We start from the raw sequence: 25,071 nt of genomic DNA, 5'->3' as shown, positions 1-25,071 counted from the left end.
TGAAAATGAACGCAGTAAAATTATTTGTATTGCCTGTACTGGCCTCAGCGCTGGTGATGACTGGCTGTGCCAACCGTAAGCCTGCAACCGATGTTCAAGCAGGACAAACACCGACCTCTTCAACCACGGTCAATACACAAGGCTTAAGTGATGATGCAGCCTTGAATGCACAAAACCTGGCCGGTGCATCTGCCAAAGGTGTAACTGAAGCCAATAAAGCATTCTTGGCAAAACGTGTGGTGCACTTTGACTATGACAGCAGCGAACTGTCGAATGAAGACCTACAAACCCTACAGGCACATGCACAATTCCTGATGGCCAATGCCAACTCGAAAGTCGCGCTTACAGGTCATACCGATGAACGTGGTACCCGTGAATACAACATGGCCCTTGGTGAGCGTCGTGCCAAAGCGGTTGAAAGCTTCCTGGTCACCACAGGCGTGAATCCGGGTCAATTGGAACCGGTCAGCTATGGTAAAGAAATGCCGGTTAACCCAGGTCATGATGAAAGTGCCTGGAAAGAAAACCGCCGTGTTGAAATCAACTACGAAGCGGTACCTCCTTTACTGCGTTAAGCATCATTGAGCAGAGTTGCTCAATATAAAAAAGCGCTCCATCGGGCGCTTTTTTAATACTCAAACACAAGAGCTGAGCCAAATTCTATTTAAGGTGCATCTGCCTGTGCATCTTCTTCATCTTTGGCGGGTTGCATCGACTCAATCATGTCGTGCTTGTTAAATTTCTTGTACTCTGGTTTTGCTTCATACCCCTTCCAGGCCTCTTTGACCTTGTCGGCGCTAATTTCATCTAAACTAATGCCTTCGCTTGGGGTTGGAGTCGCATCAAACTTTAACGTTGTCATATGTGTGCTCCTATATACTGGTTGATTCTGTTCCTTCACATCAACATAGCACTTTCTAGCAGACTTGCAAGGGCAAAATCACGTCAAATAGTTGAGTTTAATTTTTCTTTTAAGCTGTTCTCATCTAAAATATCGGACAAAGCTTTTTTGATCATGCCCGATCGATTCTTATTCGGAGTTTTCCTATTATGTCTTATCGCACCCTGTCCCAATTTCTACAACAACAAAGCGGAAATTTAACCCCTGAACTTGCACAGGTGATTGAGACCATTGCCAATACCTGCAAAACTATTGATCAGGCTTTACAAAAAGGCGCCTTGGCTGGGGTTCTGGGCAGTGCACAAAATGAGAACGTGCAAGGCGAAGAGCAAAAGAAACTCGATGTCATTTCCAATGATTACCTGATTGATGCTTTACAGAAACATCCTAATGTCGGCGGTTTAGCCTCAGAAGAACTGGATGAATTCACTCCGGCACAGGAAAATGGCCAATATTTAGTGCTGTTCGATCCGCTAGATGGTTCAAGCAACATCGACATCAATATGTGTGTCGGCACCATTTTCTCGATTCTTCCGGCAAAAAATGCCGTCACGCAAGCAGCTGATTTCATGCAGGCCGGTGTTCACCAGGTTGCTGCCGGTTATGTACTGTATGGCCCATCAACCATGATGGCCTTAACCGTCGGTGCAGGTGTAGTGTTCTTTACCTTTGACCCGGAAACTCAGGAATTCCTGCTGACTTCGGAAAATATCCAGGTGGCAGCCGACACCAAAGAATATGCAATTAATGCCTCTAACCAGCGTCATTGGGAAGCACCCGTTCAACGTTATATTGATGAACTGCTAGCAGGTAAAACCGGTCCACGTGAAAAAGACTTCAATATGCGCTGGGTAGCCTGTATGGTGGGTGATATTCACCGTATTCTGTGCCGTAGCGGGATTTTCATGTATCCATATGACCTGAAAGATCCGAAAAAAGCTGGCCGTTTACGTTTAATGTATGAAGCCAACCCGATGAGTATGCTCATGGAACAAGCCGGCGGTGCGTCGACAACAGGTCGTGTACGTATTCTGGAAATTGAACCGACCGATCTGCATCAACGTGTACCAGTGATCATTGGTTCTAAAAACGAAGTTGATCTTGTTACTGGCTACCACGCTTAATTTTTTCTGATAACACCTGTGGGTCTGTGCTCACAGGTGTGGATGTTCTCCATGCCTACCTTATTTCTCGAATCGAAAGATAATCCTAAAATTAAGCACCTACGTGGCTTGATTGAACAAAACAGCTACCGTAAAAAACAAGGTCAGACTGTGCTTGAAGGTTCGCACCTTTGTCTGGCATGGTTAGAACAAAACCGGAAAATTAACGCGATTTTCACCACCGAAAATGCCCTGAAACATCCTGATCTGAACGATATTCTGGACCAGTATCAGGGTACGGTGTTTGTAATTGGCGAGTCTTTATATAAAGATTTAAGTACCTTGGGCACCACCCTTGCCTGTCTGGCTATTGTCGATTTGCCAAGTTCCAGTCAGGCGCTTGACTATCAGGCCGATACCTTAATCTTGGAAAATGTCCAGGACCCTGGCAATGTCGGCACCCTGCTACGCTCGGCTGCTGCAGCCGGCATCCAGCAAATTGTCTGCACCAAAGGCTCCGCCTCGTTATGGTCACCACGGGTATTACGTGCCGGGATGGGTGCGCATTTTTCTTTGCAGACCTTTGAAAATATCCAGCTCGAGGAGATTCTGGAACAGTTTAAAATTCCGGTCTATGTCACCAGCTCACACCGTTCCACCAGCCTGTATGCCAAAGACTTAAGCCAGCCATGCGTATGGATTCTCGGTAATGAAGGTCAAGGTGTATCGGATTACGCACTAGCACATGCCGAAGCCGTTACCATTCCACAACCGGGCGGACAGGAATCTTTAAATGTCGCGATTGCCGGTTCAGTCTGTTTCTTTGAAATGGTACGTCAACGACTCTAATACGTTAATTTATATTAAATAGGCTGGCCCTATTAAAAAAATAGATTACACTAGAAAAATAATAACTTGTAATGTCAACCGAACCATTATTCTTAACGTTAATAGTGCCATGAAGTTAAAAATAATGGTGGGTATCCAATGACAGGATTTTCCATCTCTATGGATTTAGCACCCAAAAAGTCTCAACCTGAAAGTTTGAGTACTCTGAAGAGTACGGCTGAACAACGCCTGAAAACTTTTATGCACGAGGTCACCGGGCGCGCCTTAGTGATGATGGAAAGTGCCACTCAGGGACAGCATGGCATCGCGATGGATCTGGTTCAGGAAGCCTTTATTTCCCTGCACAAATCCTATGCCGATAAAAGCACAGATGAGTGGTATCCGCTGTTCTACACCATTTTAAATAACAAATTACAGGACTGGCGACGTAAAGAAGCCCGTCGTGCACAACCCTTTTCATTTTTCCGCAAAGTCAGCCTGGATGACGATGATGTCGAACAAAATGATCTGGTCGATGAACGTGCACTCAATCCTGCTGAGTTTTTGGACCAAGCCATGACTGCTGAAGAAATTCAGGAGGCAATCGCCAAACTTCCGGTGCGTCAGCAACAAGCGTTTATGCTGCGGGCCTGGGAAGGGTTCGATACTCAGACCACTGCCCAGATTATGAATTGTTCTGAAGGCAGTGTAAAAACCCATTATCATCGTGCTATTCAGGCTTTACGCCAGACCCTGGCACATATGAATCCATATCTGGGAGGATCATCCGAATGAAACAAGATGATTTCTTAAAACAAGTGACTTCCAAACTTGATGGACTCGCCCACCACCACAAAGACAAAGCTGTGGTGATGAATCATGTTCTGGATCAGATTCAGGACCAGCAGACATCACGCTATGGCCTGTGGAAAATGTCCGGTTTTGCACTTGCGGCTGCCATTGCAGGGTTCGTCATTTTACCAAATTCGGTAGAAATGACCGCACAACCGCAAAATCAGGTGGTGGCTACGCCAAAACTTTCACCGCAAATGATGGAAGATCTAGAAATGTTATTGGTGCTGGGTGAGGATAAAGTTCAACATGGCAGCTAAACGTTTAGCATTCGCCTTCTGTGCGCTGGGCTTTTTGCAAACCAGCTTTGCTGGCTTTGAGCGTTTCTGGATTTTCTCCAAAGATGCAGACACAAAAATTGTTGAAAGCTGGGAAACCCTCTCAGATGAAGAACAATTGGCCTTAATCAAACGTTATCAGAATTTAAAAGAACTGCCGTCCGATAAAAGTGCTTCTTTGCAACAGCGTATGGACTGGTTTATTCAGCTACCCGATGCAGAAAAGCAGAAAATGCGTGAAACCTGGCAAAAAATGAGTACCCAGGAACGCAAGGAACTGGGCCAAAGAATGCAGAAGGCCACGCCTGAAGAACGCGTACTGATTCGTGAAGAATATATCAATAAATATATCACGCCGACGGAATACTAAGCGGTTAAGCCAAGCATCAACCCAATGCTGGTCCATAAAAAAGCCTCTTGAAAGAGGCTTTTTTACACTCACTGAATTCATGATTTAGGACTTAAACTGACGGCGTACACGATATACCGCCATGCCCAATAAACCAAATAATCCAGCAAGCCCTAGACTTCCACCACCGCTTCCTTCAGTATTGCTGTTTTTCGCGGTATTGATCAGGCTGATGGTCGCCTCATTAGACAGCTCCTGTTCAGCATCAAATACCGTGTATTTCAGCTCATAATCAAACGGGCTATAGCTGTTACGCACCTGAATCTGCAGGTTTCCGCCATAACAAGTTTCACGCACATAATCCCCTGGACATGGACCACTCCGGTCTGCCGTGACCAGTACACTTGAAGGCACATTGGTTAAACGGATTGGCAATTCAAGTCCATTGCTATCGGTATAAAAGGCCGGTTTATTTTGTCCAGACAGCAGTGTATTGACAGGTCCATCGCCATCATCACTGTCATTTTCCAGCGGATTAACATTAATTTTCAAATCCGAACCATATTCAATGGTGTAGCGGTCGGCTTTGGCAATCGGTTTGATGTTCATGAATTTTGCTTCAAGCAAACCACTCGACTGAACAGTTGGATCCGTCACCGACGTAATGGTATAGGCACAATAGGCAGAATCAATATTCTGGGTCACCTGATCATCGACCCGATAGAACAGAATCCGTTTTACATCGGCATCCCATTCGCATTTCAGGTTTGGATCATGCAGCAGTTTACTGCGGTCAAAGGCCACATCTTCTAAACCACCGCCAATACCATAGACTTCTGTACTGATATTAAAGTGTTCCGGTTTTAGTTCCAGCAATTGTGCCACGCTACCATCGGCATTTGGTTCATCATGCTTGAGGGCCAGTGCAAATGGATCGATATAAATAGTCCGATACTTCTGTTTTTGCTTGGAAAATTTAAGTAAATTTTCATAGTTTTGCAGATCTGCCTGATGTTGGGCCAACAGCTCTTTATTTTTCTCTGGTGCCTGAACCAGCGCTTTTAAACGGTCAATCTCCTGCTGATAGCTGTCAAACAAGGTCACATGCGACACGTTTTTCAGATTGACAATATCTGCTGCGGTCATACGCATGAGTTCAACCGAACCAATTTCACAGCTGTTTTTCTGTTCTGGATCTAAAATCAGGGTGCCATCAGTCACACGCTGTAAACCACGCTGATCTGACACTTCACAGCCAAATCCTTCGACATTGACCAGGTCCGCATCATTGTCCAGATTTTTTGGATAATATAACGGCAGGAATAAGTTATAGGCTGAAGCCGGCTGCATTGGATAGAGCACATCACTTAACTGCTTGCCACTTAAATTCACCGAGCTCATTGAGTTTTCTTCTGTGCTCGCGAGCGTTTCCGGCAGGTCACATACCCCCTGCTCTACACTTTGTGCATTCGGGAAAATTAGCGCATTGCGTGATGAGCTGATATTCGGTTGCCGCTCGGTTAAATTGCCATTATTCAACGCATAACGGCATGATTTTCCGGTATTAAATGCCAGCACATTAAATCTTAATACTTTGATGCCTGAATCATCATAATAGAAGGTGCTGGCGGCCTCATTTTCGACAATGGTATTGTTATTTAAACTGAAGACCGATTGCGTACTGAGGCGGTGCTCCGGGCCATTGGCCAGGTTAAAAATATGCCCCTGCGTTAAGTTCGCTTTATTTTTAGCCACTGTGGTATTGGTTAAAGTCAGACGCGGCTTGCCACAAAAATCAAAGCTACTCAGGCTGTTGCTGTTGCCATTTTGAATGACACTGCTTTGCTGAATGGTGATATTGGCCTGGGTATCTGCCAGATTTGCCGTACAGTCCATCGCCAGCACACTGCCGACACTGGCGCTGTTCCCCTGAATCAGGCTATTCACCACCGTAATTGGCTGTTCCTGATTATGGGCAGCAATATACAGTGCACCACCCCGCGCTGCCTGCGAATCCAGAATTGCGGTATTGGTCAAGGTCAACGGTCCGGCAACCAGTAAAGCCCCGCCCAGCCCATCGCTATAGCCATTTTTAAGGGTCAGATCGTCAAACATGACATTGGCCTGACTGTCGAGCGTATTAACAATACGATGCAACCCCTGGCCGTTAATAATGGTCTGATGTGGTATCAGCGCCGGATAACGGTGGGTGATAGGATCTTTCTTGCTGTAATCAAGCGGTGTCGCCCCCATAATCCGCACATTGGATTGCGGGCGTAATTCAGCATTTAACTTGTATTCACCCGCTTGCAGACGGATATAGTCCACTGCAATATAGTTGGTATTGCCGACACTACAGCCCCCAAATGCTTTGTTCTGTTTGGCCGCCACCAAGGCTTCACGTAGCGAACATTTATCCGGGTTTTCACCATTTTCATCGGCAAATGTGGTGACATAAATAGTACGGTCTTCTGCGGCCATTAATGACATGGCACTGACAATCATGACTCCCAAGAGTGCTTTTTTATAATTTTTCATTCCCTTTCCCTGTTTTTATTTTTTACGGCGCCAAGCTGCCAGTAACATCAACATGAGCACGCCATAGCCAGCCACTGCTCCGCCAGATGTTTTAATTTTGTCACTGTCCATGTGGTTTTCAGGTGCCTGAATCACTTGTACACGAATTTCCACATACGGTTTGGTGGTGTTAAAACGTGTACTGCTGGTCACCAGTTTAATTTTAAAAACATCTGCGCCATGCCAGGCAGAATCCGGGGTATAAATAATCTTGCCCTGCTCATCAATCGTCAGTTGACCCTTGGAACTGGTCTGGGTCTGCTCAATCTGCACACAGCCGGCTTGCCAGGCTTTCCCGGTCGGATTGCTGCTAAACAGGCTATCACAGAACTCGGCTGGTACCAGATCACTATCACCAATTAAATCACTGACCGACATTTCGGCAATTTCACCGGCCAGAATATCCCGACCAATGAGACCTGAGGCATCAGGTACGGTAATTTCAATTGCACCACGGTCACACAAGGTATTATCCGAAGCTCGGTTCACCCCGCGCTGATCTGCCGAGGCACAAGTAACCTGCTCAGTGGTGCCCACTTGTGCATAGCCTTTGTTGACGATTGGAGAATCAGCCAGGGTCTGGTAATTCAGTAAAATACGTGGGCGAATATAGCCCAGGAACTGTTCTTCTTTAACCTGATACGGGCAGAATAATGCGTCCTCATCTTCACTCAGCACCTTACAGGCGCCTTCCAGGATATTCCCGCTAAAAATATGGCTACCCTGCCAGATCTGGTTCGGGTAATTGGCATCGCCCGTTCCACATTCTTCAGAGACCAGATTGTTTTGCAGCACGCTTTGATCGGCTGCCTCTTTGCTACAGTTAGCAGACTGCGCCGTCACAGGATGTGGATTGGCCAGCAGAATACTGTTGGCAATATAGCCTTTTCCTGCCGGGGCTTCTAAACGTACCCCTGCGCTATTGCCCATTAAAGTGACGTTATTGACCCCGATATTGTCTCTCAGGTTCAGCACATAGCCTTCATTGCGGTTAAAGGTCGTACTGCTGATGGTATTGGCAGCGGCCAGCAGCTTGAGATTTTCGACATCTTCTGTAGGTAACTGGGTGTATAGGTTGGCAGATGCCAGATCGCTGGTTTTGTTGTCGCTAAACACCGCTGCATAAATCCGGAAGCTTGGCAGTCGGCTATAGATGGCGCCACCCTCGGTGGCATGGTTGTGCTGGATTAAACTGTTTTTAATTTCAATAAAGGCTGGCGCGATATTCTCTCCCACTTCAGCCAGATTATAGATGGCACCGCCCTGGTTGGCTCGGCCCTGACTCAGCTTGACATAATCCAGCACCAGGTATTCATGGTTCAGAATCAGGCCGCCCTGATTGGGACGGCAACTGTCGCTGCCACAGCCTTGCAGACTGACTTCGCTCAGGTTGACCTGAATACGTTTATCATCACTACTTTCAATATGAAAAATACGTTCATTACCGGCCATTTCGATAATGGCATTGTTCAGGCCTTTGATATTGTTTTCTTTCAGGCCGGTGTCATAGGTGGTTTTAATGCTTAAGGGTTGGGTGATTTTTAACTGCTGATTAAGTTTATAAACGGCGTGTTTTTCTAACAGAATGACATTGGAGGAATTTTCGCCACCGCAGCCATTATGGCCTTCTTCCGGCAACCCCAAATTAATATACTCGACTGCTTCGCGCAGTGAACATTCTTTATCATTGGCTTGAATATCTTCAGTGATGGTGACAACAATATTGCTACTATAAGCATGTCCCGCAATAAACAGCATACCAATGCCGATGCTCCGCTTGAGCATAAGCTTACTCCTTAACCTATTTATTCATTTTTATTTTTAAGTTGCAGCTTCCTTGCAACTAAGACTTATTTTGAGTGTAATTTGTCATAGCTAGAGTAATTACTCAAGTTTTTTTGTATTTTACCGATATTCGTCAATTAATGCGTAGATCTGACGCAAATTCGCACCGCTCAGTTTGATTTTTTCGCCTTTTAGCAGCTGAATCAGTTGTTGCAGGCTTTGTAACAGCATTGAAGTCTGCTGCGGACCATGTAACAGCAAGTAGTCAATAATCTGCTGATCAATCTGAATACCTTTACGTTGCAGCACCGAAGTTACCAAAGCCTGACGGTCGGCAAACAGGCTGCCGGTCGGCACTTTCACACTCACAGCCTGAGTTAAACGGGACTGTAAATCGGGCAATTCCAGTTTCAGTTCAATCGGGGCAAAACGTGATGAAAACACCAATTGCCCGCCCATTTCATTGCTGTAATTGATTAAATGAAATACCGCGCGCTGCCAATGCGGCACGCCGCTAATCGCCTCAATATCATCCAGACAGACCAGATCAAAATGATCTAAAGAGGTAATGGCTTCGGTCGGGGCATCCAGAAGTTCCAGCAAAGAGACTTTAATCGCGGATTTGCCAATTTCCAGATAAGAATCGCAAATCGCCGAAAGCAGATGGCTTTTGCCGGTACCCGCACCGCCATAAACATAAAAACGGTTAACCAGCCCCGCATGCAACTGGCGCACTGCGTCAATTACATGGCCCCAGCCCGGACCAGAAAAATCACTGATTCGGGCATCGAGTTGAGGTTCTATATCAAGCTGCAGTTGACGCATATACAGAATAGGCCTTCGTTAAACATCTTTAGGATCAAGAGGATTCATCTTACTCGATTTTTCAGTCTGTTGCAGTGGCTTTGTCTGATCTTTCTCAAGATCAATATCGACATCCACCTGATCAGTTTCTATGCTGATACTGCCCGTTTGCTGGTCATGATGAATGATAGCCGTCGACTGTCCATACCACTGACTGCGTTCATAGCAATCCCGGGCATGACGCAGCAAGACCACAATTACCGCGGCAACCGGCAAGGCAATTAACATCCCGAGGAAACCGGCCAGTTGCGCACCAGCCAGTACAGCAAATACCACTGCTACCGGTGACAGTCCAATTTTATCGCCCAGTAAAAACGGTTGCAGCACGTAGCCTTCTACCGCCTGACCAATCATAAACACCACCAGCACCAAGAACAGTTGCATCCAGTCGATACCGAACTGCAATAAGGTGGCAATGACCGCAGCAATAATCCCGACCGCAAAACCTAAATATGGGATGATACTGGCCAGACCTGCCACCATCCCGATAATCAGGCCAACGTCCAGACCAATCAGTTGCAGACCGGTGGCATAGACCACACCTAGGAGGATCATCACCAGGAACTGACCTTTGACAAACGCGCCTAATACGTTATGGCATTCATTCACAATATGCAGGGTGCTGCGCTCATACGGACGTGGAATTAAACGGCGCAGACTGTCCAGCATACGGTCCCAGTCGAGCAGAAAATAGAAGGCAATAATTGGAATTAAAACAATGGTCCCGCCAATCTGGATAAAGTTCAGACCGGACTGCGCCACCCGTAAAATCATGGCCTGAATGCTGTCGGCGCTGTAATTGGTCTGCACATAGTCCATGATAATGGTTGACATATGCGTGGTATCAATTTCCATCTCATCGACATTAAAGGTTTCAGAAATCCAAGGCAAAAAGGTGGTATTGATCCAGTTAATTCCGACCGGAATACTGTCGCGGGCAATCATCAGCTGTTTCCAGACCAGCGGAATGATGTACCAGACTGCCACGGTCAGTAGAATCCCGATTCCGACAAAAACGATGCTGATGGATAACCAGCGCGGCACCCCAACCCGATATAAAGTATCAACCAGTGGACTGAACAGATAAGCCACAAGAAAGGCGACAATAAATGGAATAACGACCGGCTTGAGTAAATATAAAATCCAAAAAATTAAAGCTATCCCGGCAAGGATAAAAATGCGACGTAAAGTACGATCTGCCATAGAATCTCGCCTTTTTGCAGTGTAATCGTTATATAAAGTAAAATATTTTAATAAAGATAGCATTTTAGCGCATAAATAACATAAGAGTTTCGTATATTCGGGTTATAATCCCCCGCGCGAATGCGGAGACTTCATTATGAGCAACTCAACTTCTAACCCTACCCCTGGTTTAAGCTATAAAGATGCTGGTGTCGACATCGAAGCCGGTGACGCGTTAGTCGATCGAATTAAATCTGTTGCGAAACGCACCACTCGTCCTGAAGTGATGGGCGGATTAGGCGGCTTTGGCGCACTTTGTAAAATTCCTAAAGGTTATGAAGAACCTGTTCTCGTATCAGGCACAGACGGTGTTGGTACAAAATTACGTTTAGCCCTTAATTTAAACCGTCATGACACCATTGGTCAGGATTTGGTGGCCATGTGTGTGAACGACCTGCTGGTTTGTGGCGCAGAACCACTGTTCTTCCTCGACTACTATGCAACGGGTCACTTAAACGTTGATGTTGCAGCCAATGTAGTTACCGGGATCGGTCAAGGTTGTGAGCTTGCGGGCTGTGCACTGGTTGGCGGTGAAACTGCTGAAATGCCTGGCATGTATGAAGGCGAAGATTATGACCTTGCAGGTTTCTGCGTAGGCGTGGTTGAGCAAAGCAAAATTATTGATGGCTCTAAAGTCAAAGCGGGTGATGTTCTGATTGGTGTTGCGTCTTCAGGTGCACACTCAAACGGCTATTCTCTGCTTCGTAAAATTCTGGACGTGAAAAACGTTGACCTGACTCAAATCGTAGATGGCCGTCCGCTGGCAGATGCAGCGATGGAGCCAACCCGTATTTATGTCAAACCTATTCTTGAATTACTTAAATCTGTTGATGTTCACGCAATGGCGCACATCACCGGTGGCGGTTTACCTGGTAACTTACCACGCGTTCTGCCAAATGGTGCGCAAGCGGTAATTAACGAATCCTCTTGGGAATGGCCAGAACTGTTCAAACTGCTGCAAAAAGAAGGCGGTGTTGAACAATTCGAAATGTACCGTACCTTTAACTGTGGCGTTGGTATGGTATTGGCAGTGGATGCAGCGGATGCTGACAAAACTGTTGAATTGCTGAACCAGTTGGGCGAAAAAGCCTGGGCAATGGGTCACATTGTTGACAATGCAGAATCTGTTGAAGGTGCTGACGAAAAAATCCGTGTGATTTTTGCGTAATTGTCTATGTTGAAAATTGCTGTACTTGTTTCAGGCAGTGGATCGAACTTACAGGCCCTGATTGATGCCCGTCTTTCGGGACAAATTGTCGGGGTCATTTCCAACAAACCTGGAGCCTATGCGCTGGAACGTGCCCAAAAAGCCGGTATTGCCACTGCGGTAATTGAACACAAGCAATACCCAGACCGTGAAAGTTTTGATGATGTGATGCATCAACAGCTTTTAGACTGGGAGGTTGATCTGGTGGTGCTGGCAGGCTTTATGCGCATTTTAAGCGCCAAGTTTGTTAAAGCCTGGGAAGGGAAAATGCTGAACATTCACCCTTCTCTGCTGCCGCATTACAAAGGCATGCATACTCATCAACGGGTGTTAAACACGGGTGATGTCTATCATGGCTGTACGGTACATTATGTGACTGCCGAGCTGGATGCCGGTCAGGCGCTGGCCCAAGGGGTACTTACTGTATCGCATCAGGACAGCGTGGAAAGCTTGGCCAATCGTGTGCATGTGCTGGAACATCTGATTTATCCGCAAGTGGTGGAATGGATTTGTAGTGGTACGCTGCAGCACACACCAAACGCGGTGCTGTATCGTGGTCAGGTGTTAGCGCAACCGCTACAGTTCTGTCAGCGCTAAAATAAAAAGTAATATCTATAAAAAAACGCATCCTCGGATGCGTTTTTTTATGACCTGATTTTTCCCAAAAGTAATCTTAAGGTGCCTGATCCTTTAATAAGGATTTAATCATCTGTGCCACTTGCTCAGGCTGTTCCAGTGGGAACATATGACCGCCCGGCGCAACATGAAAAGGAATCCCGAATTTCTTCTCAATTTGCTGCGGAAACTTGCGGGCCAGAAACGGACCTTTCTCGGCCACTACCAATTGTGCCGGCACCTTCAGCTTGGCCTGTGGCAACCACCATAAAGATGGATTGGTACGGAAAATCTGTACTTCATCCATTTTAGGAATGGTAAGCGTCACTCCACCACGTACAAGATCTTCTGTCAGTGCATGGTCGATATAAGCCTGAAAACAGTCCGGATCAAAATCTTGATAAAAGCCTTTGGGTCTGAGCAGCTCGGCAGCCTGCTGACGTGACTCCCAATGATCACGGCGGCGTTTAGACAATCCCGCCGGTGACATTTTATCGAGGGCTTTCAGCTTCAACAGTTTCGCTACATGCATCACTAAGGCTTCTTTACCCATGATCATTGGCGGATCCAGCATGATCAGCTGGGAAAACAGTTCCGGGCGTTGCTGCGCGGCCTGAAAGCTCAGCACCGAACCAAGTGAATGACCCAGTGCAATCACCTTGCGGCCTTGTGCCTGCCGCACAATACTGTCAATCACCTGCTGGGTCAGACTGTTCCAGTGATTATCGATTGGATAACGTTTATCTGGCCCGAGCAAAGGCACATCAATCACGTCATAATCATCTTGCAGATGCTGAAATAGTTTTTGATAGACCCGTGACGGTACGCCATTGGCGTGAGCAAAATGGATTAATGGTTTCATTGTAATTTGGTACTTTGTTCAGATTGAATCTGCTGCGATACAGCGCTGGCCATCCCCTGACCTACCGCAGTGCCCATACGACCCAGCATCGAATCTAGCGGATTATATTCAATGGTATAGTTGACGGTTTTGTCGACTTTTAATTCACGTTTTAACGTATTCATACTGCCCAGACGGTCAATAATCCCCAGTTTCAATGCCTGATCGCCGGTCCAGAATAAGCCGGAAAACAAGGTTGGATCATTGGCTTTTAACTTGTTGCCACGGCCCTGTTTGACTGCAGTAATGAAATGCGCATGCACATTATCCAGCACACCCTGAACATGGGCTTTTTGTGCCGGATCCACCGGTTGTGTCATCGACAGCAGCGCCTTATTTTCACCGGAGGTCATGGTGCGATCTTCAACACCCAGCTTTTGCATTAAGCCACTAACGCCATAATTCGGCATAATCACCCCAATCGAGCCAACCAGACTGGATGGATTGGCAATAATTTCATCGGCAGCTGAAGCAATATAATAAGCGCCTGAAGCGCCGGTATCGCCAATCACCGCATACAGTTTTTTATCCTGATGCTGCTGTTTTAAATACTGGATTTCCTGCCAGATTTCATCGGACTGAACCGGTGATCCGCCCGGTGAATTAATATTTAGCACCACCGCCTTACTGCCGCTTGCTTCATAGGCTTTACGCAGTGATTTAATGGTATTTTCACTATTGACGCTCTGTTTATCCGCTGCGATGGTGCCCACAATATCGACCACGGCAATATGCGAACTGCTGGTCACGGCCGTAGCAGAATTATTGCTACAGCTTTTACCCATAATCACCAGCAGAATAAAAATATAGGCAAAGGTCAGGAACTTAAAGAAAATTCCCCAGCGTCTGGCGCGGCGCTGTTCTTCAACAGAGGCTAAAACCGCTTTTTCCAGTAACTTCCATTCGTTTCCTGTCGGTTGTTGTGCTGTGGGTGGATGGCTATTCTTGATTTCATTTTCTGGTTTAGGCGGCCAATCGGACATAAAAACAATCCAAAACTCGAGTTAATTTTCCTCCATTATATACGCCGAAAAACTGATTGCTGTCTAAATTGAATGTTTTCCCCTATAATATTTTCATTTTTAACCTTTTCTTTAGATTTCACTATACTGAATGACTGATAAACTCGCCCCAACGACTATCTCTCGTTTACTTCATTTTGTCAGTCGACAACCCCTCAGCCTTTCACGTTGGGCGGCCCGCGTGTTGGCGGCATTTTTGAATGTCTTTCAGCTCAGCAAGACCTCTCAGGTCATTCGCCTCAATTTAAATATTGCCCTGCCGCATTTAGATACGACCCAGCGTGAACAGCTGGCGCGTCAGGCCATTCGCAATGAACTCACCTCTTATTTTGAGTTTTTTAATATCTGGGGCGCAGAAAACCACAAGAATATTTCCCGCATTCATCAGGTGCATGGCGAACAGCTGTTACATGAGGCACTGGCTGCGCAAAAAGGCGTGGTACTGATTGTGCCGCATTTTGGCACCTGGGAAATCATGAATGCCTGGGTGGCGCAGCACACCGAAATGACCATCATGTATAAACCGGTGAAAAATCCATCGGCTGATGAGTTTGTCCGTAACGCTCGCAGCCGTGAACAGGCCAATCTGGTGCCGACCAATGACAGCGGTATTCGTCAGATTTTTAAGGCACTGAAACAAGGTGGAACCACAGTAATTTTGCCGGACCACACCCCGCATTTGGGGGGTGAAATGATTCACTATTTTGGCCTGCCACTTGAATCCAGCAACCTGAGTGCCAAGCTGATTCAAAAAACTAAAGCCGCTGCCCTGTTTCTGTATGCACTGCGCAATGAACAGCAAGGTTTTGATATTTTCATTGAAGCCATGGACGCACGGCTCTACGACTGTTCTGCCAATGAAGGCACCGCAATGATTCACCAGAAGATTGAACAGCTGATTGCCCAGCATCCGGAACATTATCACTGGAGTTATAAACGCTTTAAGGCACATCCAGCCTTAAGACGGATTTATGATATTCCTACGGATGAAGCCTTGGCGTTAATTCAAAATACCAAAGCTAATTCCGCTTAATCACGCCGCAGCCAAACCCGCATATGCCGATACGGTAGCACCTCATTCTCAGTGGGATAAAACTGGATGCTACCCTGCTGCGCGGTCTGCCATAAGGGAATTTTTAAGGCGTTCAGTCGGGCTTTTACCTGCGTGCTCGGATGGCCATAACGGTTATTCAGCCCCGCCGATGCAATTGCCAGTTTAGGCTCCAGCTGTTTTAAAAACTGGTAAGATGAACTGTGCCGGCTACCATGATGGCCAAGCACCAGCACATCCACTTTTAAATCCGGATAATCCTGTAATAACTGATATTCAGTCGGCCAGCCTGCATCGCCCATCAATAAAAAGCGTGAATAAGGCTGAGCCTGTGCAAACTCAACCAGCAGCACACAGGAACTTTCATTTTTCTGCTGTTCTACAGGATTTAACTGCTCCGGTTTCGGAGAGAGTACCTGTATCTGGATGCCCGGTTGCCACTGCCATTGCTGTCCCTGCCGGCAATAGTCAAAGCGACTGTCCGGATGTACCTCAAGCTGAGCATTGGCATAGACCTGTTGCACCTGCAACTGTGGCTTTAAGGTCTGATAGGCACCGCTATGATCCTGATCCAGATGGGTCAACCATAAATAATCTAACTGCTGCACGCCTTTGACACTTAAAAAGGGCTGGATAATCTGCCGGCCGATACTCCATTTCTGTTCATCATAATGACCGCCCATATCAATCATCATACTGTGTTCACGATAGCGTAAAAAGATCGCCTGCCCTTGCCCAACATCCAGCACACTAAGTTCCACCTGCCGAGAAAACTGATCCTGAAACAGCAAAGGCGACAAGCACAGCGCTGACCAGGCTTTAGGCACTAGACCTGCGGGAAGAAATAAAATCATCAGTCCCAGCACCAGACTCAGCAGCATCGGTGGGCTCAGCGCAACCGGAATCAGTTGCGGCACAAACAGCAAATCCAGCAACTGCAAACAACCCAATAACAGACTTAGCGCCAAGTCATTGAGCTGAAACAGCAACTGGCTCAGCGGTTCCGCCAGATAAAAACTTAAACCGGCCAGAATATCCAGCGGTACAGTCACCAGACCGATCCAGGGAATGGCCAATAGATTACTCAGCGGCGCAATCCAGGCAATCTGCTTGAAGAAGATGATCATCAGCGGAAACAGCGCAATAAAAATTTTCCATTGCGATTCAAATAACAGCCGGAAGCCCTGCCACAATTTCTGCATCAACGTCTGCTGCGGATGCACCGGTTGTTGCCGGAGGGTCTGGTAAATCCTTAACAGCACAAAGCAGGCGCCATAAGACAGCCAGAATGCCGCCGACAGCACACTCAACGGATCAAGCAGCAGCAATAACGAAGCACTACCAATCAGCAAAGACAGCGGCTGTATCGGCTGCTTTAGCAACAGGCAGGCGCCTGCCACCAGACAAATCAGTAAAGTCCTGAGCGCAGGAATTTCAAACCCAACATAGGCACAATATACAAATACACAGCCCATAAACGGCAGCAACAGCAGATAACTTCGGGGCAATTGCGCATATAATTCGGGCCAATAGCGAGTGACCAGGCGCTGCAGCACAAAACACAGCATGGCGGCAAAAATCAGCACATGCGGCCCGGAAATCGCCAGCAAATGACTCATCCCGAAACGCTGAAACTGCTGCTCGGTGGCTTCATCGAGTAAACTTTTATCGCCAGTCAGCAGTGCCAGTATTAAGCCGGGATGCTGCAATGCCTGCTGCTGGATAAAGTCACGAATCTGTAAACGCTGTGTTTCGATCCACAATTTAAATTGCGGCCAGAGTTGCTGATGCTGTCTTAAATGTGCCCCAAATCCCAGCCGATACAGTTCCGATTCAGTCAGTTCCACAATCGACTGGACCTGAAAGCCGCTCATGATATTTTGCTGGAGATACCACTGCTCTACATCAAACGCACCCGGAACGGCAAAACTGTGCGCCGGCAAGGTCTGCCCCTGTAAACGATAATAACGCCCCAGCTGTAGTTCCTGTTCAGCCGGCAGCAAGGCCAGCCATTGCACCGGCTGGCTATGCCGGTTCAGCACCTGAACCGGTTGCCGGAGCTGGCTGCTACCCAGCTGATTGATTTGCTGGACATAGACCACCACCTCTGCCGGCTGGCGGGTCAGTTCACGAAATATCAACCGCTCTTGCAACTGGTTTTGGGCAAAATTCAGCCCCAACAAAAATGTAATGACAAATGCCACACAGGTATTAATCAATTGGATGCCCAGATGGGACCAATGTAAAGCAGCTATTTGCTGTAAAAGCAGGATAATCAGTAACAGGCCTGACAACCAGAGCGGGAAATCCAGCATCGGCCATAGCGTTTTGCCCATACAGGCAATGCCTAAAATCCAGCCGGCACCCATGATTTTGAACATGTCGTTTTCTGTCTTATTTTTATTTTGAGCAAGCATAAAGCCCACCGGAGTGGGCTTCAAGGGTCATTGATCTGATAATCGGGTTTTAGTCGGGTACCCAGATGCCATCCTGCATATGCAAAATGGTATCGGCCGATTTGGCCAGCTCTTCATCATGGGTCACAATTAGCATGGCCATATTAAACTCACGGCGCAGCTCGCGTAACAGCTCAAAAATCTTGATGGCGGTTTTACGGTCCAGGTTCCCGGTCGGTTCATCAGCCAGCATGACTGCCGGCTTGGTGACAATGGCACGCGCCAAGGCCACACGCTGACGTTCACCACCCGACAGTTCACCCGGTTTATGGGTCAGTCGATGCGATAAGCCCACCCGATCCAGCAGATATTCGGCCTGCTGTTTCACTTCTTTAAAGTTACTTTCCTTACGCAGCATCAAGGGCATCGCCACATTTTCCAGCGCACTAAATTCAGGTAACAAATGGTGGAACTGATAAACAAAGCCCAGATACTGGTTACGCAAATAACCACGCTCAGCTTCGCCTAAATTGTCAAAACGCTGGCCATTTAAATAAACCTCGCCCTGACTTGGACGATCAAGCCCACCAAGGACGTGTAGCAAGGTACTTTTACCCGAACCACTGGCGCCGACAATCGACACAAATTGTCCCTGTTCGATTTTTAAATCGAGGCCGCGCAGCACATCTACTGTGGTTTTGCCATCAGTAAAATGTTTGGTGACCTGTTTGGCTTCTAGTACAGTTTTATTCATAACGAAGCGCCTCTGCAGGTTGAATTTTCGCCGCGCGTAACGCCGGATAAATTGTGGCCAGGAAACTTAAAATTAAAGACAGGCTGACAATGACCACGACATCTTGCCATCTTAAATGCGATGGTAAGTAGTTAATGAAATAGGCATCAAACAGATTCAAGCCCAAAACATTGTTCAGCCAGGCAATAAAACCACTGATGCTGGAGGCAAAAATAATTCCAAGAATCGCGCCGGAGACTGTCCCGATCACGCCAATCACGGTCCCTTGCACCATAAAGATTCGGGTAATCGTGCCCGGAGATGCACCTAAGGTCCGTAAAATTGCGATATCGGCTTTTTTGTCAGTCACCACCATCACCAGAGATGAGACAATATTAAAGGCTGCGACCAGAACGATTAAGAACAGTAACAGGCTGACCATGGCCTTTTCCATCTGAATCGCACTGAACAGGTTACCATGGGTATAGGTCCAGTCTGAAGCATAGAAATTGGCTGGCAGTTCACTCACAATGTCGTTGGCAACAGTAGGTGCGGCAAAAATATCGTCCAGCTTCATGCGTACGCCTTGTGCGCCATCCGGCAGACGTAACAGGGTCGAAGCATCATTCAGGGCGATATAGCCCATCATCGAATCAACTTCGGCACCAATGCTGAAAATCCCCACAATGGTAAAACGTTTAAAACGTGGCACCACACCGGCCGGTGATGGCGTTGCTTCAGGCAAGACCAAAGTAATACTGTCATTTAAACTGAGGCCCAAGGCATCGGTCATTTGCTTGCCCAGCACAATCCCAAACTCGCCTTTTTTCAGGTTATCAATGCTGCCTTCCACCATATGCTGATGAATAATCGAAACTTTCTTCTCATATTCCGGCTCGATACCGGTCACCATAATGCCGGAAACCTGACCGTGTGCGGTCAACATCCCCTGTAATTGGGTAAACGGTGCAGCACCTGTAACATGCTCATGTTGCTCAACTTTTTTTGCAAGTTCAGGCCAATCTGTTAAAATCTGGGTAGATGAAACAGTCGCTTGCGGAATCATCCCCAAGACCCGGTTCTTCAATTCACGGTCAAATCCGTTCATCACAGATAACACTGTAATCAGAACAGCAACACCTAAAGTGAGACCGATCATTGAAACCAGAGCAATAAAAGAAATAAAGTGATTACTGCGCCGAGCGCGCGTATATCTCAACCCTATATATAGCGAGATTGGTTTAAACATACCATCTAGTCCGAGGTAATACATTATGGAAAATTTACAGCATCAAAACGCTCAAAATGAACGTCGCGTGATGTCACGTATCGATGCTGCGTTGAGAATCAACTATCAGCTTATTTCTGATCAAGTTGCTCTTAATGATCCTTACGATCCTAATTTTATGTTGCCGCGTTATTTTCTACTACTCGCTGAATTAGATCAATTTGATCATGCGCTTAACTACGAATTAGAACAATTATCTGAAAAAGATCAACAAATTGCTCGAATCTTATCCTTATTCAACCAAAAATTAAACCTGATTACCGGTTCTTTATACGATGCAATTGTACAAAGCATGTTACCTGTACCAGAACAGGTCAACTTTTCCGAAAGCGGTTTAAGCTTCTACAGCGAGCGTGAAATTGCCGATGGCAGCTATATTCACGTGACCTTAAGTCATCCGGAAAATTTCTTTCATATTGCTGCAACTGCCCAGGTGGTCTATAGCAATGCCGAAGATAATGGCCGCTATCGTACCGGGGCCTATTTTATTACTTTACACCCGCAAGACCGCAGCAAACTGGCCGAAGTCATCCAGCAGTGTCAATCTAAATAAGTTTCAGGATGTGCCTGTTTACGTGCCAACGCCCGGCTTGCACGTAAATCATGGAAGAAATATAAGAACAAGCCAAACAATAAGACCAAAGCTCCGATCAGCACTGTCAAGCTCAGGGCTTCCTGATTCAGAAATGCACCAATTAGCAGGGCCAGCATTGGGGTCATGACAGTGGTCAGTGACAATGTGGTCGCCTGAATATTCTGTACCAGCTTAAAATAACAGAACATGGCAATCAGTGAAGCCATCACCACCGTATACAGTAAAGAGAATAAAGCCTTGGTTTCCGGAATTTCAGTCGGTGCATAAGGCCAGATTATTGGCAACATCAAAATTGCCATCAAGGTTGAAATCAGGATTGAACCAGTGGCCTGTGCCACAGGTTCCACCTTGGCATTCACTTTTTTGACCCAGAAAATGGACATGGCATAAATCAGCACGCTCAGCAGCATCAGACCAATCCCGACCGGCTGTACATGCTGGTTTTCTCCGCCCAGACAGATAATACCCAGTCCCAGCACTGCAACCAGCATCCCGAACCATTGCAGTTTTTTCAGACGCTGCTGAAAGGCAAAACGCCCAATCAGGCCGGCAATAATCGGCGCCAGACCAAACATCAGTGCAATCATGCCCGAACTTAAATAGCTGGTGGCCAGATAGGTAAAAATCTGGGAACCAAACAGGCTGCAGGAACCGGCCACATAACTGTGCAATGCCGTCTGATCAACCGGAAAACGCACTTTGAGTAGCAATAAAAAGACAAAGGCCAGCGGCAAGGCAATAAAAAAACGTAAAGCCAGCGCCCACAGCATATGCAAATCCGACACACTCCAGACAATCGCCAGCGGTGTCGAGGCCCAGATAAACACCAGCAGCATATAAGTCAGGGCAATATTATTTTTTGAAGGCATGTAATTCAGCCGGTTTTACGTTTTTGTTTTTGAATGGTCTGATCCAGACTGCTGGAAAATTCACGTTTATCGCGCTCAGAAATTGGCGGTGGCCCACCGGTCTGCACGCCAGCGCCGCGTAGAGTATCCATAAAATCACGTAAATGCAGCCGCGCTTTAACATTGGCAGTGGTATAGATTTCACCACGTGGATGAATCGCAATACCGCCCTTTTCAATCACCTGCGCTGCCAGTGGAATATCCTGAGTTACCACAATATCGTTGGCCTGCATCCGCTCAACAATTTCCTGATCGGCCGCATCTGCGCCGCTCATGACCTGCAGGGATTTAATCCGCACCGATGGAGTAATGCCCACATTCTGATTGGCTACAAAAATTACTTCGAGCTGATAGCGGTCAGAAGCCCGGATAATCACATCTTTTAAAATTCTTGGTAAGGCATCGGCATCCACCCACAGCTTAAATGGCAGCACTTTCAATTCCGGCAATTTTGATGTCCCTAGTGTAGCAAAATTCACTCAACGCCGCGGCGGGAAATACAGGCTTTTTCACCAAGATGCTGCTAGAGTAATAACACGCTGGATCAGCTGATTGTGCTTAAGCAGCTTAAGCTCATCTTTTGACTTTTCTCATCATTTCGGGCATTTTCAAAGGAGAAATCGGTGCCCAGACTTGAAAAATTTAAAACACCCTCGATTAAATAGATTAAGGCCACTCGACATTCTCTTAACGTGCTTATGAAAAATCAGAACAGACCAGACATCATTACCATTGAAGATCAAAGTTTTGGCAGCCATGTAGAGCATTGGACGCTGCTCACCGATCAGCCGAATGTTGATGTTCCCAAATGGTTAGGTCAGGCACTGGATGCACCCATCATGCCAATGGGGCTATGCGCACAAGAATGTGATATGGATGACAGCACCTGGCTGATTCAGGGTCCGGTCAAACAGCCGATTCAACTGGCGCAGGTCATTGCCGTAGAGGCCAATCAGCCGAAAGCGGTTAAAACGGCCTTTCCATGTTTTGAAAGCCCGTATAAAACCCCGGTGACCATTGAACGGATTATTAGCTGCCCTTCCAATACCCAGGCGGTTTTGGGATTAAATCTGGGTGAAAACACCACGGTCTATGCCTTTGACAGTCTGTATAGCGTCAATCACCACCAGTACCAAAAAGACCAGACTTATATCGCGCATCTGAATGGTTGGGCTTACGAGCTGGAAGCCGTGGCAGAAGATGAGCAACTGATTGTTGATGATCCTGCCTCGATTAAACATCACCGTGCCTTAAATGATATTCTGGCGGCCAATAATGGTGTTGCCCCGGCCAATTTGCAGGAACAGATTGACGCCTGGGAGCCAAAATCTGAAGAAGATAAAGCCCCGGTGACCGTGAATTTCTCCAAAATGGTGGCCTATTTATATGGTGAAGTCTTAGGACAGGAAGATGAAGCCTGGTTCCAGGGCAATGTGGTCGGTAAAACCCAAGCACAGTTTATGAATCAGGATTACACCCTGTATGATGTCTGCCTGATTCATGAAGACAACCAGCCAGCCACTTTAATCCGTATTGCGACCAAAGAACCCAAGTTTGCTGATTTTGAAATTGGCCAGTTCATTCGCGGCAATATCTGGATTCAGGTCAGTATTTACGCGAAAAAACAATAATTTATATTTAAAGAAAGACCTGCTTCAATATGAGCTTTCAGCTTGAAGCAGGTCTTTTTTGTATCTTTTGAATTTATTTGATTATATTTTATCCACAGTTTTATTCTAAATAGCACTATTTTAAATTCAAAAATCACTTATTTATCCACAGTTTTAAATTTTAAAGCTTATTATTTAATCTCTATTGATTTTCATAGACTTAGATTAAATCTGTTTAAAAATTGAATATTGAATAAATCCGGTCAACAGAATGAAGAGATGATGTTCTGATTTTAAATCGGCTGAAAAGTTTATTAAGGAAAATGTATTTAGTACTTTATTTAACCAATTTTTTATGTTAATAATATGTGACAAATCGAAAGTATCAACGATAAATAGATCACTGGAATATAATATCTATGAAAATCGTGCAAGAAGAAAACTTACAATCTGTTGAACATCAAATGGGTCAGCGTTATCGTCTGGATAAAATGTCCTGCCTGTTTTTTGTTCTGGGCATGATGATTTCTGCCTACCTGCTGCATCAATTTATTTTTTAATCCGTATTCCATATCCCATAAAAAAGCCCATCCTGATGATGGGCTTTTTCGTACACGCTGGATTAGCTGTTGCGTTTGGCAAAGTCATCCATAAAGTTAACCAGTGCCTGAACCCCTTCAAGTGGCACGGCATTATAAATGCTGGCACGCATACCACCAACTGAACGGTGACCAGCCAGATTCAACAGATGATTGGCTTCCGCTTCTTGCAGGAACTGTTTTTCCAGATCGGCATTGGCCAGCGTAAATGGTACGTTCATGATCGAACGGTTGGCTTCAACAATCGGGTTGGCGTAGAAATCGCTTGAATCGATATAACCATAAAGCAGTTTGGCTTTTTCAAGGTTGGTCTGATGCATGGCATCAACCCCACCATTTTCCAGTAACCATTCAAAAACCAGACCAGATAAATACCAGGCATAGGTCGATGGCGTATTCACCATTGAACCATTTTTCGCCTGATCTGAATATTTCAGGATGCTTGGAATTTCCGGCTTGGCTTGATCCAGTAAATCTTCACGAATAATCACCAGGGTTAAACCTGCCGGGCCAATATTTTTCTGAGCACCCGCATAAATTAAACCAAACTTGCTAACATCTAGCGGTGCAGACAGAATGCTAGATGAATAGTCACAAACCAGCGGCTTGTCGGTTTCTGGAATGCAGGCAAACTGTAAACCACCGATGGTTTCGTTGTCAGCATAATGCACATAGGCTGCATCTGCGGATAAATCCCACTCGCTTTGTGCGCTAATGGCATGTTTACCATCAATCTGAATACCCGCGTTCACGACATGAATATCGCCATAACGCTGTGCTTCTTTTAGGGCTTTTTCAGACCAGATACCGGTATGGATATAATCGGCCTTGTTATTTTTACCGAGCAGGTTTAATGGAATCGCCGAGAATTGTAAGGATGCCCCACCCTGCAAGAACAATACTTTATAGTTCTCAGGAATGTTCATGAGTTTGCGTAAATCGGCTTCTGCTTTTTCTGCAACCGCAACATAATCTTTGCTACGATGGCTCATTTCCATGATCGAAAGGCCTTTGCCGTGCCAGTCCAGCATTTCTGCTTGAGCTTTTTCTAATACGGCAGTGGGTAATGCAGCAGGGCCAGCACAGAAGTTGTACGCGCGCATGATTTTTCCTTGTCAAGGTGAAACACAATAAAATAGGCATTTAACCACATCTTGCTCGGGCTTGCACAAAATTATTTCAATCTTGGCACGCAGATACAGTCGAAAAATCAATATAGATTCACAAGATAATTTTAACTTTTCCAGCAGATTGGAAGCCTATTCATCTCTATATCTGGCCCAATGTGGATGACCTTTTTCTCTTGATTAAATGTAATTTGCGCTGATCTTAAGCATATATGCAGTAATACGCAGCGATCTGGTAAA

25 protein-coding genes are annotated in these 25,071 nt (G+C 46.2%); 12 read left to right on the top strand and 13 right to left on the bottom strand.

Going from position 1 to position 25,071, the window contains the following annotated elements; translation table 11 throughout:
- The first annotated feature begins 5 nt into the window (after positions 1-5).
- A complete protein-coding gene (pal, locus tag FTT89_RS01090; RefSeq protein WP_005176597.1) occupies positions 6-575 on the top strand; it encodes a peptidoglycan-associated lipoprotein Pal in 570 nt (189 codons plus the stop codon).
- 89 nt (positions 576-664) lie between these two features.
- Here pal and FTT89_RS01085 read toward each other — a convergent pair whose 3' ends face one another.
- The gene (locus tag FTT89_RS01085) at positions 665-862 is read right to left on the bottom strand and encodes an NF038105 family protein (protein WP_005176594.1); all 198 of its coding nucleotides are present in this window, start codon (positions 860-862) and stop codon (positions 665-667) included.
- A 188-nt stretch (positions 863-1,050) separates the two neighbouring features.
- Between FTT89_RS01085 and FTT89_RS01080 the strand changes: the two genes are divergently transcribed.
- From FTT89_RS01080 to FTT89_RS01060, 5 genes are all read left to right on the top strand, one after another.
- Entirely contained in the window at positions 1,051-2,025 is a 975-nt protein-coding gene (locus FTT89_RS01080) for a class 1 fructose-bisphosphatase (protein WP_075167770.1), read from the top strand.
- A 51-nt stretch (positions 2,026-2,076) separates the two neighbouring features.
- Positions 2,077-2,853, top strand: a complete 777-nt coding sequence (locus FTT89_RS01075) for an RNA methyltransferase (RefSeq protein ID WP_168369657.1) — start codon at positions 2,077-2,079, stop codon at positions 2,851-2,853.
- Between the two features lie 159 nt (positions 2,854-3,012).
- Complete coding sequence (locus FTT89_RS01070; protein WP_005176588.1) at positions 3,013-3,627, top strand: RNA polymerase sigma factor; 615 nt, start codon at positions 3,013-3,015, stop codon at positions 3,625-3,627.
- Positions 3,624-3,944 carry a hypothetical protein gene (locus FTT89_RS01065; protein WP_016660007.1) on the top strand — a complete coding sequence of 107 codons (321 nt, stop codon included), beginning with the start codon at positions 3,624-3,626 and terminating at the stop codon, positions 3,942-3,944. The genes FTT89_RS01070 and FTT89_RS01065 overlap by 4 nt, the downstream gene beginning before the upstream one ends.
- Positions 3,934-4,332: a DUF3106 domain-containing protein gene (locus FTT89_RS01060; protein ID WP_005176585.1), complete on the top strand. Its 399-nt coding sequence runs from the start codon at positions 3,934-3,936 to the stop codon at positions 4,330-4,332. The genes FTT89_RS01065 and FTT89_RS01060 overlap by 11 nt, the downstream gene beginning before the upstream one ends.
- Positions 4,333-4,416: 84 nt before the next feature.
- Here the strand turns inward: FTT89_RS01060 and FTT89_RS01055 are convergent, their stop codons facing one another.
- The 4 genes from FTT89_RS01055 to cxpE all read right to left on the bottom strand — a co-directional run bounded on the left by FTT89_RS01055 (position 4,417) and on the right by cxpE (position 10,740).
- Positions 4,417-6,849 (bottom strand): CSLREA domain-containing protein, encoded by a 2,433-nt coding sequence (locus tag FTT89_RS01055; RefSeq protein ID WP_160243425.1) that lies wholly within the window; start codon positions 6,847-6,849, stop codon positions 4,417-4,419.
- 15 nt (positions 6,850-6,864) lie between these two features.
- On the bottom strand, positions 6,865-8,673 hold the full coding sequence (gene rbtA / locus FTT89_RS01050; protein ID WP_168406943.1) for a rhombotarget A: 1,809 nt from the start codon (positions 8,671-8,673) through the stop codon (positions 6,865-6,867).
- A gap of 120 nt (positions 8,674-8,793) precedes the next feature.
- On the bottom strand, positions 8,794-9,498 hold the full coding sequence (hda, locus tag FTT89_RS01045) for a DnaA regulatory inactivator Hda (protein ID WP_180006700.1): 705 nt from the start codon (positions 9,496-9,498) through the stop codon (positions 8,794-8,796).
- A gap of 18 nt (positions 9,499-9,516) precedes the next feature.
- Positions 9,517-10,740 (bottom strand): chloramphenicol efflux transporter CxpE, encoded by a 1,224-nt coding sequence (gene cxpE / locus FTT89_RS01040; protein ID WP_005176578.1) that lies wholly within the window; start codon positions 10,738-10,740, stop codon positions 9,517-9,519.
- Positions 10,741-10,876: 136 nt separating this feature from the next.
- On the opposite strand from cxpE, the gene purM reads away from it, so the two are divergent.
- The gene (purM, locus tag FTT89_RS01035; protein ID WP_005176576.1) at positions 10,877-11,947 is read left to right on the top strand and encodes a phosphoribosylformylglycinamidine cyclo-ligase; all 1,071 of its coding nucleotides are present in this window, start codon (positions 10,877-10,879) and stop codon (positions 11,945-11,947) included.
- Positions 11,948-11,953: 6 nt separating this feature from the next.
- Positions 11,954-12,583 (top strand): phosphoribosylglycinamide formyltransferase, encoded by a 630-nt coding sequence (gene purN, locus FTT89_RS01030; protein ID WP_016660003.1) that lies wholly within the window; start codon positions 11,954-11,956, stop codon positions 12,581-12,583.
- Between the two features lie 76 nt (positions 12,584-12,659).
- On the opposite strand, the gene FTT89_RS01025 is transcribed toward purN, so the two are convergent.
- Complete coding sequence (locus tag FTT89_RS01025; protein ID WP_160243427.1) at positions 12,660-13,463, bottom strand: alpha/beta fold hydrolase; 804 nt, start codon at positions 13,461-13,463, stop codon at positions 12,660-12,662.
- Positions 13,460-14,485, bottom strand: coding sequence for a signal peptide peptidase SppA (sppA, locus tag FTT89_RS01020; protein WP_016660002.1), 1,026 nt, complete (start codon positions 14,483-14,485; stop codon positions 13,460-13,462). The genes FTT89_RS01025 and sppA overlap by 4 nt, the downstream gene beginning before the upstream one ends.
- 130 nt (positions 14,486-14,615) lie before the next feature.
- On the opposite strand from sppA, the gene FTT89_RS01015 reads away from it, so the two are divergent.
- The gene (locus FTT89_RS01015; RefSeq protein ID WP_160243428.1) at positions 14,616-15,557 is read left to right on the top strand and encodes a lysophospholipid acyltransferase family protein; all 942 of its coding nucleotides are present in this window, start codon (positions 14,616-14,618) and stop codon (positions 15,555-15,557) included.
- On the opposite strand, the gene FTT89_RS01010 is transcribed toward FTT89_RS01015, so the two are convergent.
- From FTT89_RS01010 to FTT89_RS01000, 3 genes are all read right to left on the bottom strand, one after another.
- Positions 15,554-17,956 carry a DNA internalization-related competence protein ComEC/Rec2 gene (locus FTT89_RS01010; protein WP_180172641.1) on the bottom strand — a complete coding sequence of 801 codons (2,403 nt, stop codon included), beginning with the start codon at positions 17,954-17,956 and terminating at the stop codon, positions 15,554-15,556. The genes FTT89_RS01015 and FTT89_RS01010 overlap by 4 nt on opposite strands.
- A gap of 85 nt (positions 17,957-18,041) precedes the next feature.
- Positions 18,042-18,725, bottom strand: coding sequence for a lipoprotein-releasing ABC transporter ATP-binding protein LolD (gene lolD / locus FTT89_RS01005; protein WP_005176563.1), 684 nt, complete (start codon positions 18,723-18,725; stop codon positions 18,042-18,044).
- Positions 18,718-19,953 carry a lipoprotein-releasing ABC transporter permease subunit gene (locus FTT89_RS01000; RefSeq protein ID WP_005176562.1) on the bottom strand — a complete coding sequence of 412 codons (1,236 nt, stop codon included), beginning with the start codon at positions 19,951-19,953 and terminating at the stop codon, positions 18,718-18,720. Before FTT89_RS01000 ends, lolD begins: the two co-directional genes overlap by 8 nt.
- Positions 19,954-19,978: 25 nt before the next feature.
- Between FTT89_RS01000 and FTT89_RS00995 the strand changes: the two genes are divergently transcribed.
- On the top strand, positions 19,979-20,545 hold the full coding sequence (locus tag FTT89_RS00995; protein ID WP_005176561.1) for a PilZ domain-containing protein: 567 nt from the start codon (positions 19,979-19,981) through the stop codon (positions 20,543-20,545).
- On the opposite strand, the gene FTT89_RS00990 is transcribed toward FTT89_RS00995, so the two are convergent.
- Positions 20,533-21,456, bottom strand: coding sequence for a DMT family transporter (locus FTT89_RS00990; protein WP_104471252.1), 924 nt, complete (start codon positions 21,454-21,456; stop codon positions 20,533-20,535). The genes FTT89_RS00995 and FTT89_RS00990 overlap by 13 nt on opposite strands.
- Positions 21,457-21,461: 5 nt before the next feature.
- Entirely contained in the window at positions 21,462-21,929 is a 468-nt protein-coding gene (locus FTT89_RS00985) for a YaiI/YqxD family protein (protein WP_005176559.1), read from the bottom strand.
- Between the two features lie 264 nt (positions 21,930-22,193).
- On the opposite strand from FTT89_RS00985, the gene FTT89_RS00980 reads away from it, so the two are divergent.
- Both FTT89_RS00980 and FTT89_RS00975 read left to right on the top strand, forming a co-directional pair.
- Positions 22,194-23,126 (top strand): hypothetical protein, encoded by a 933-nt coding sequence (locus FTT89_RS00980; protein WP_075168247.1) that lies wholly within the window; start codon positions 22,194-22,196, stop codon positions 23,124-23,126.
- A gap of 398 nt (positions 23,127-23,524) precedes the next feature.
- On the top strand, positions 23,525-23,665 hold the full coding sequence (locus FTT89_RS00975) for a hypothetical protein (RefSeq protein WP_005176552.1): 141 nt from the start codon (positions 23,525-23,527) through the stop codon (positions 23,663-23,665).
- Positions 23,666-23,727: 62 nt separating this feature from the next.
- Here the strand turns inward: FTT89_RS00975 and serC are convergent, their stop codons facing one another.
- Complete coding sequence (gene serC, locus FTT89_RS00970) at positions 23,728-24,807, bottom strand: 3-phosphoserine/phosphohydroxythreonine transaminase (RefSeq protein ID WP_163145987.1); 1,080 nt, start codon at positions 24,805-24,807, stop codon at positions 23,728-23,730.
- Positions 24,808-25,071 lie beyond the last annotated feature (264 nt).

Origin of the sequence: Acinetobacter sp. YH01025 (assembly GCF_013420185.1) — a bacterium.
Classification (GTDB): domain Bacteria; phylum Pseudomonadota; class Gammaproteobacteria; order Pseudomonadales; family Moraxellaceae; genus Acinetobacter; species Acinetobacter indicus.
The sequence above is the reverse complement of the archived record's forward strand: the minus strand, read 5'-3'. Positions and strand labels throughout refer to the sequence as shown.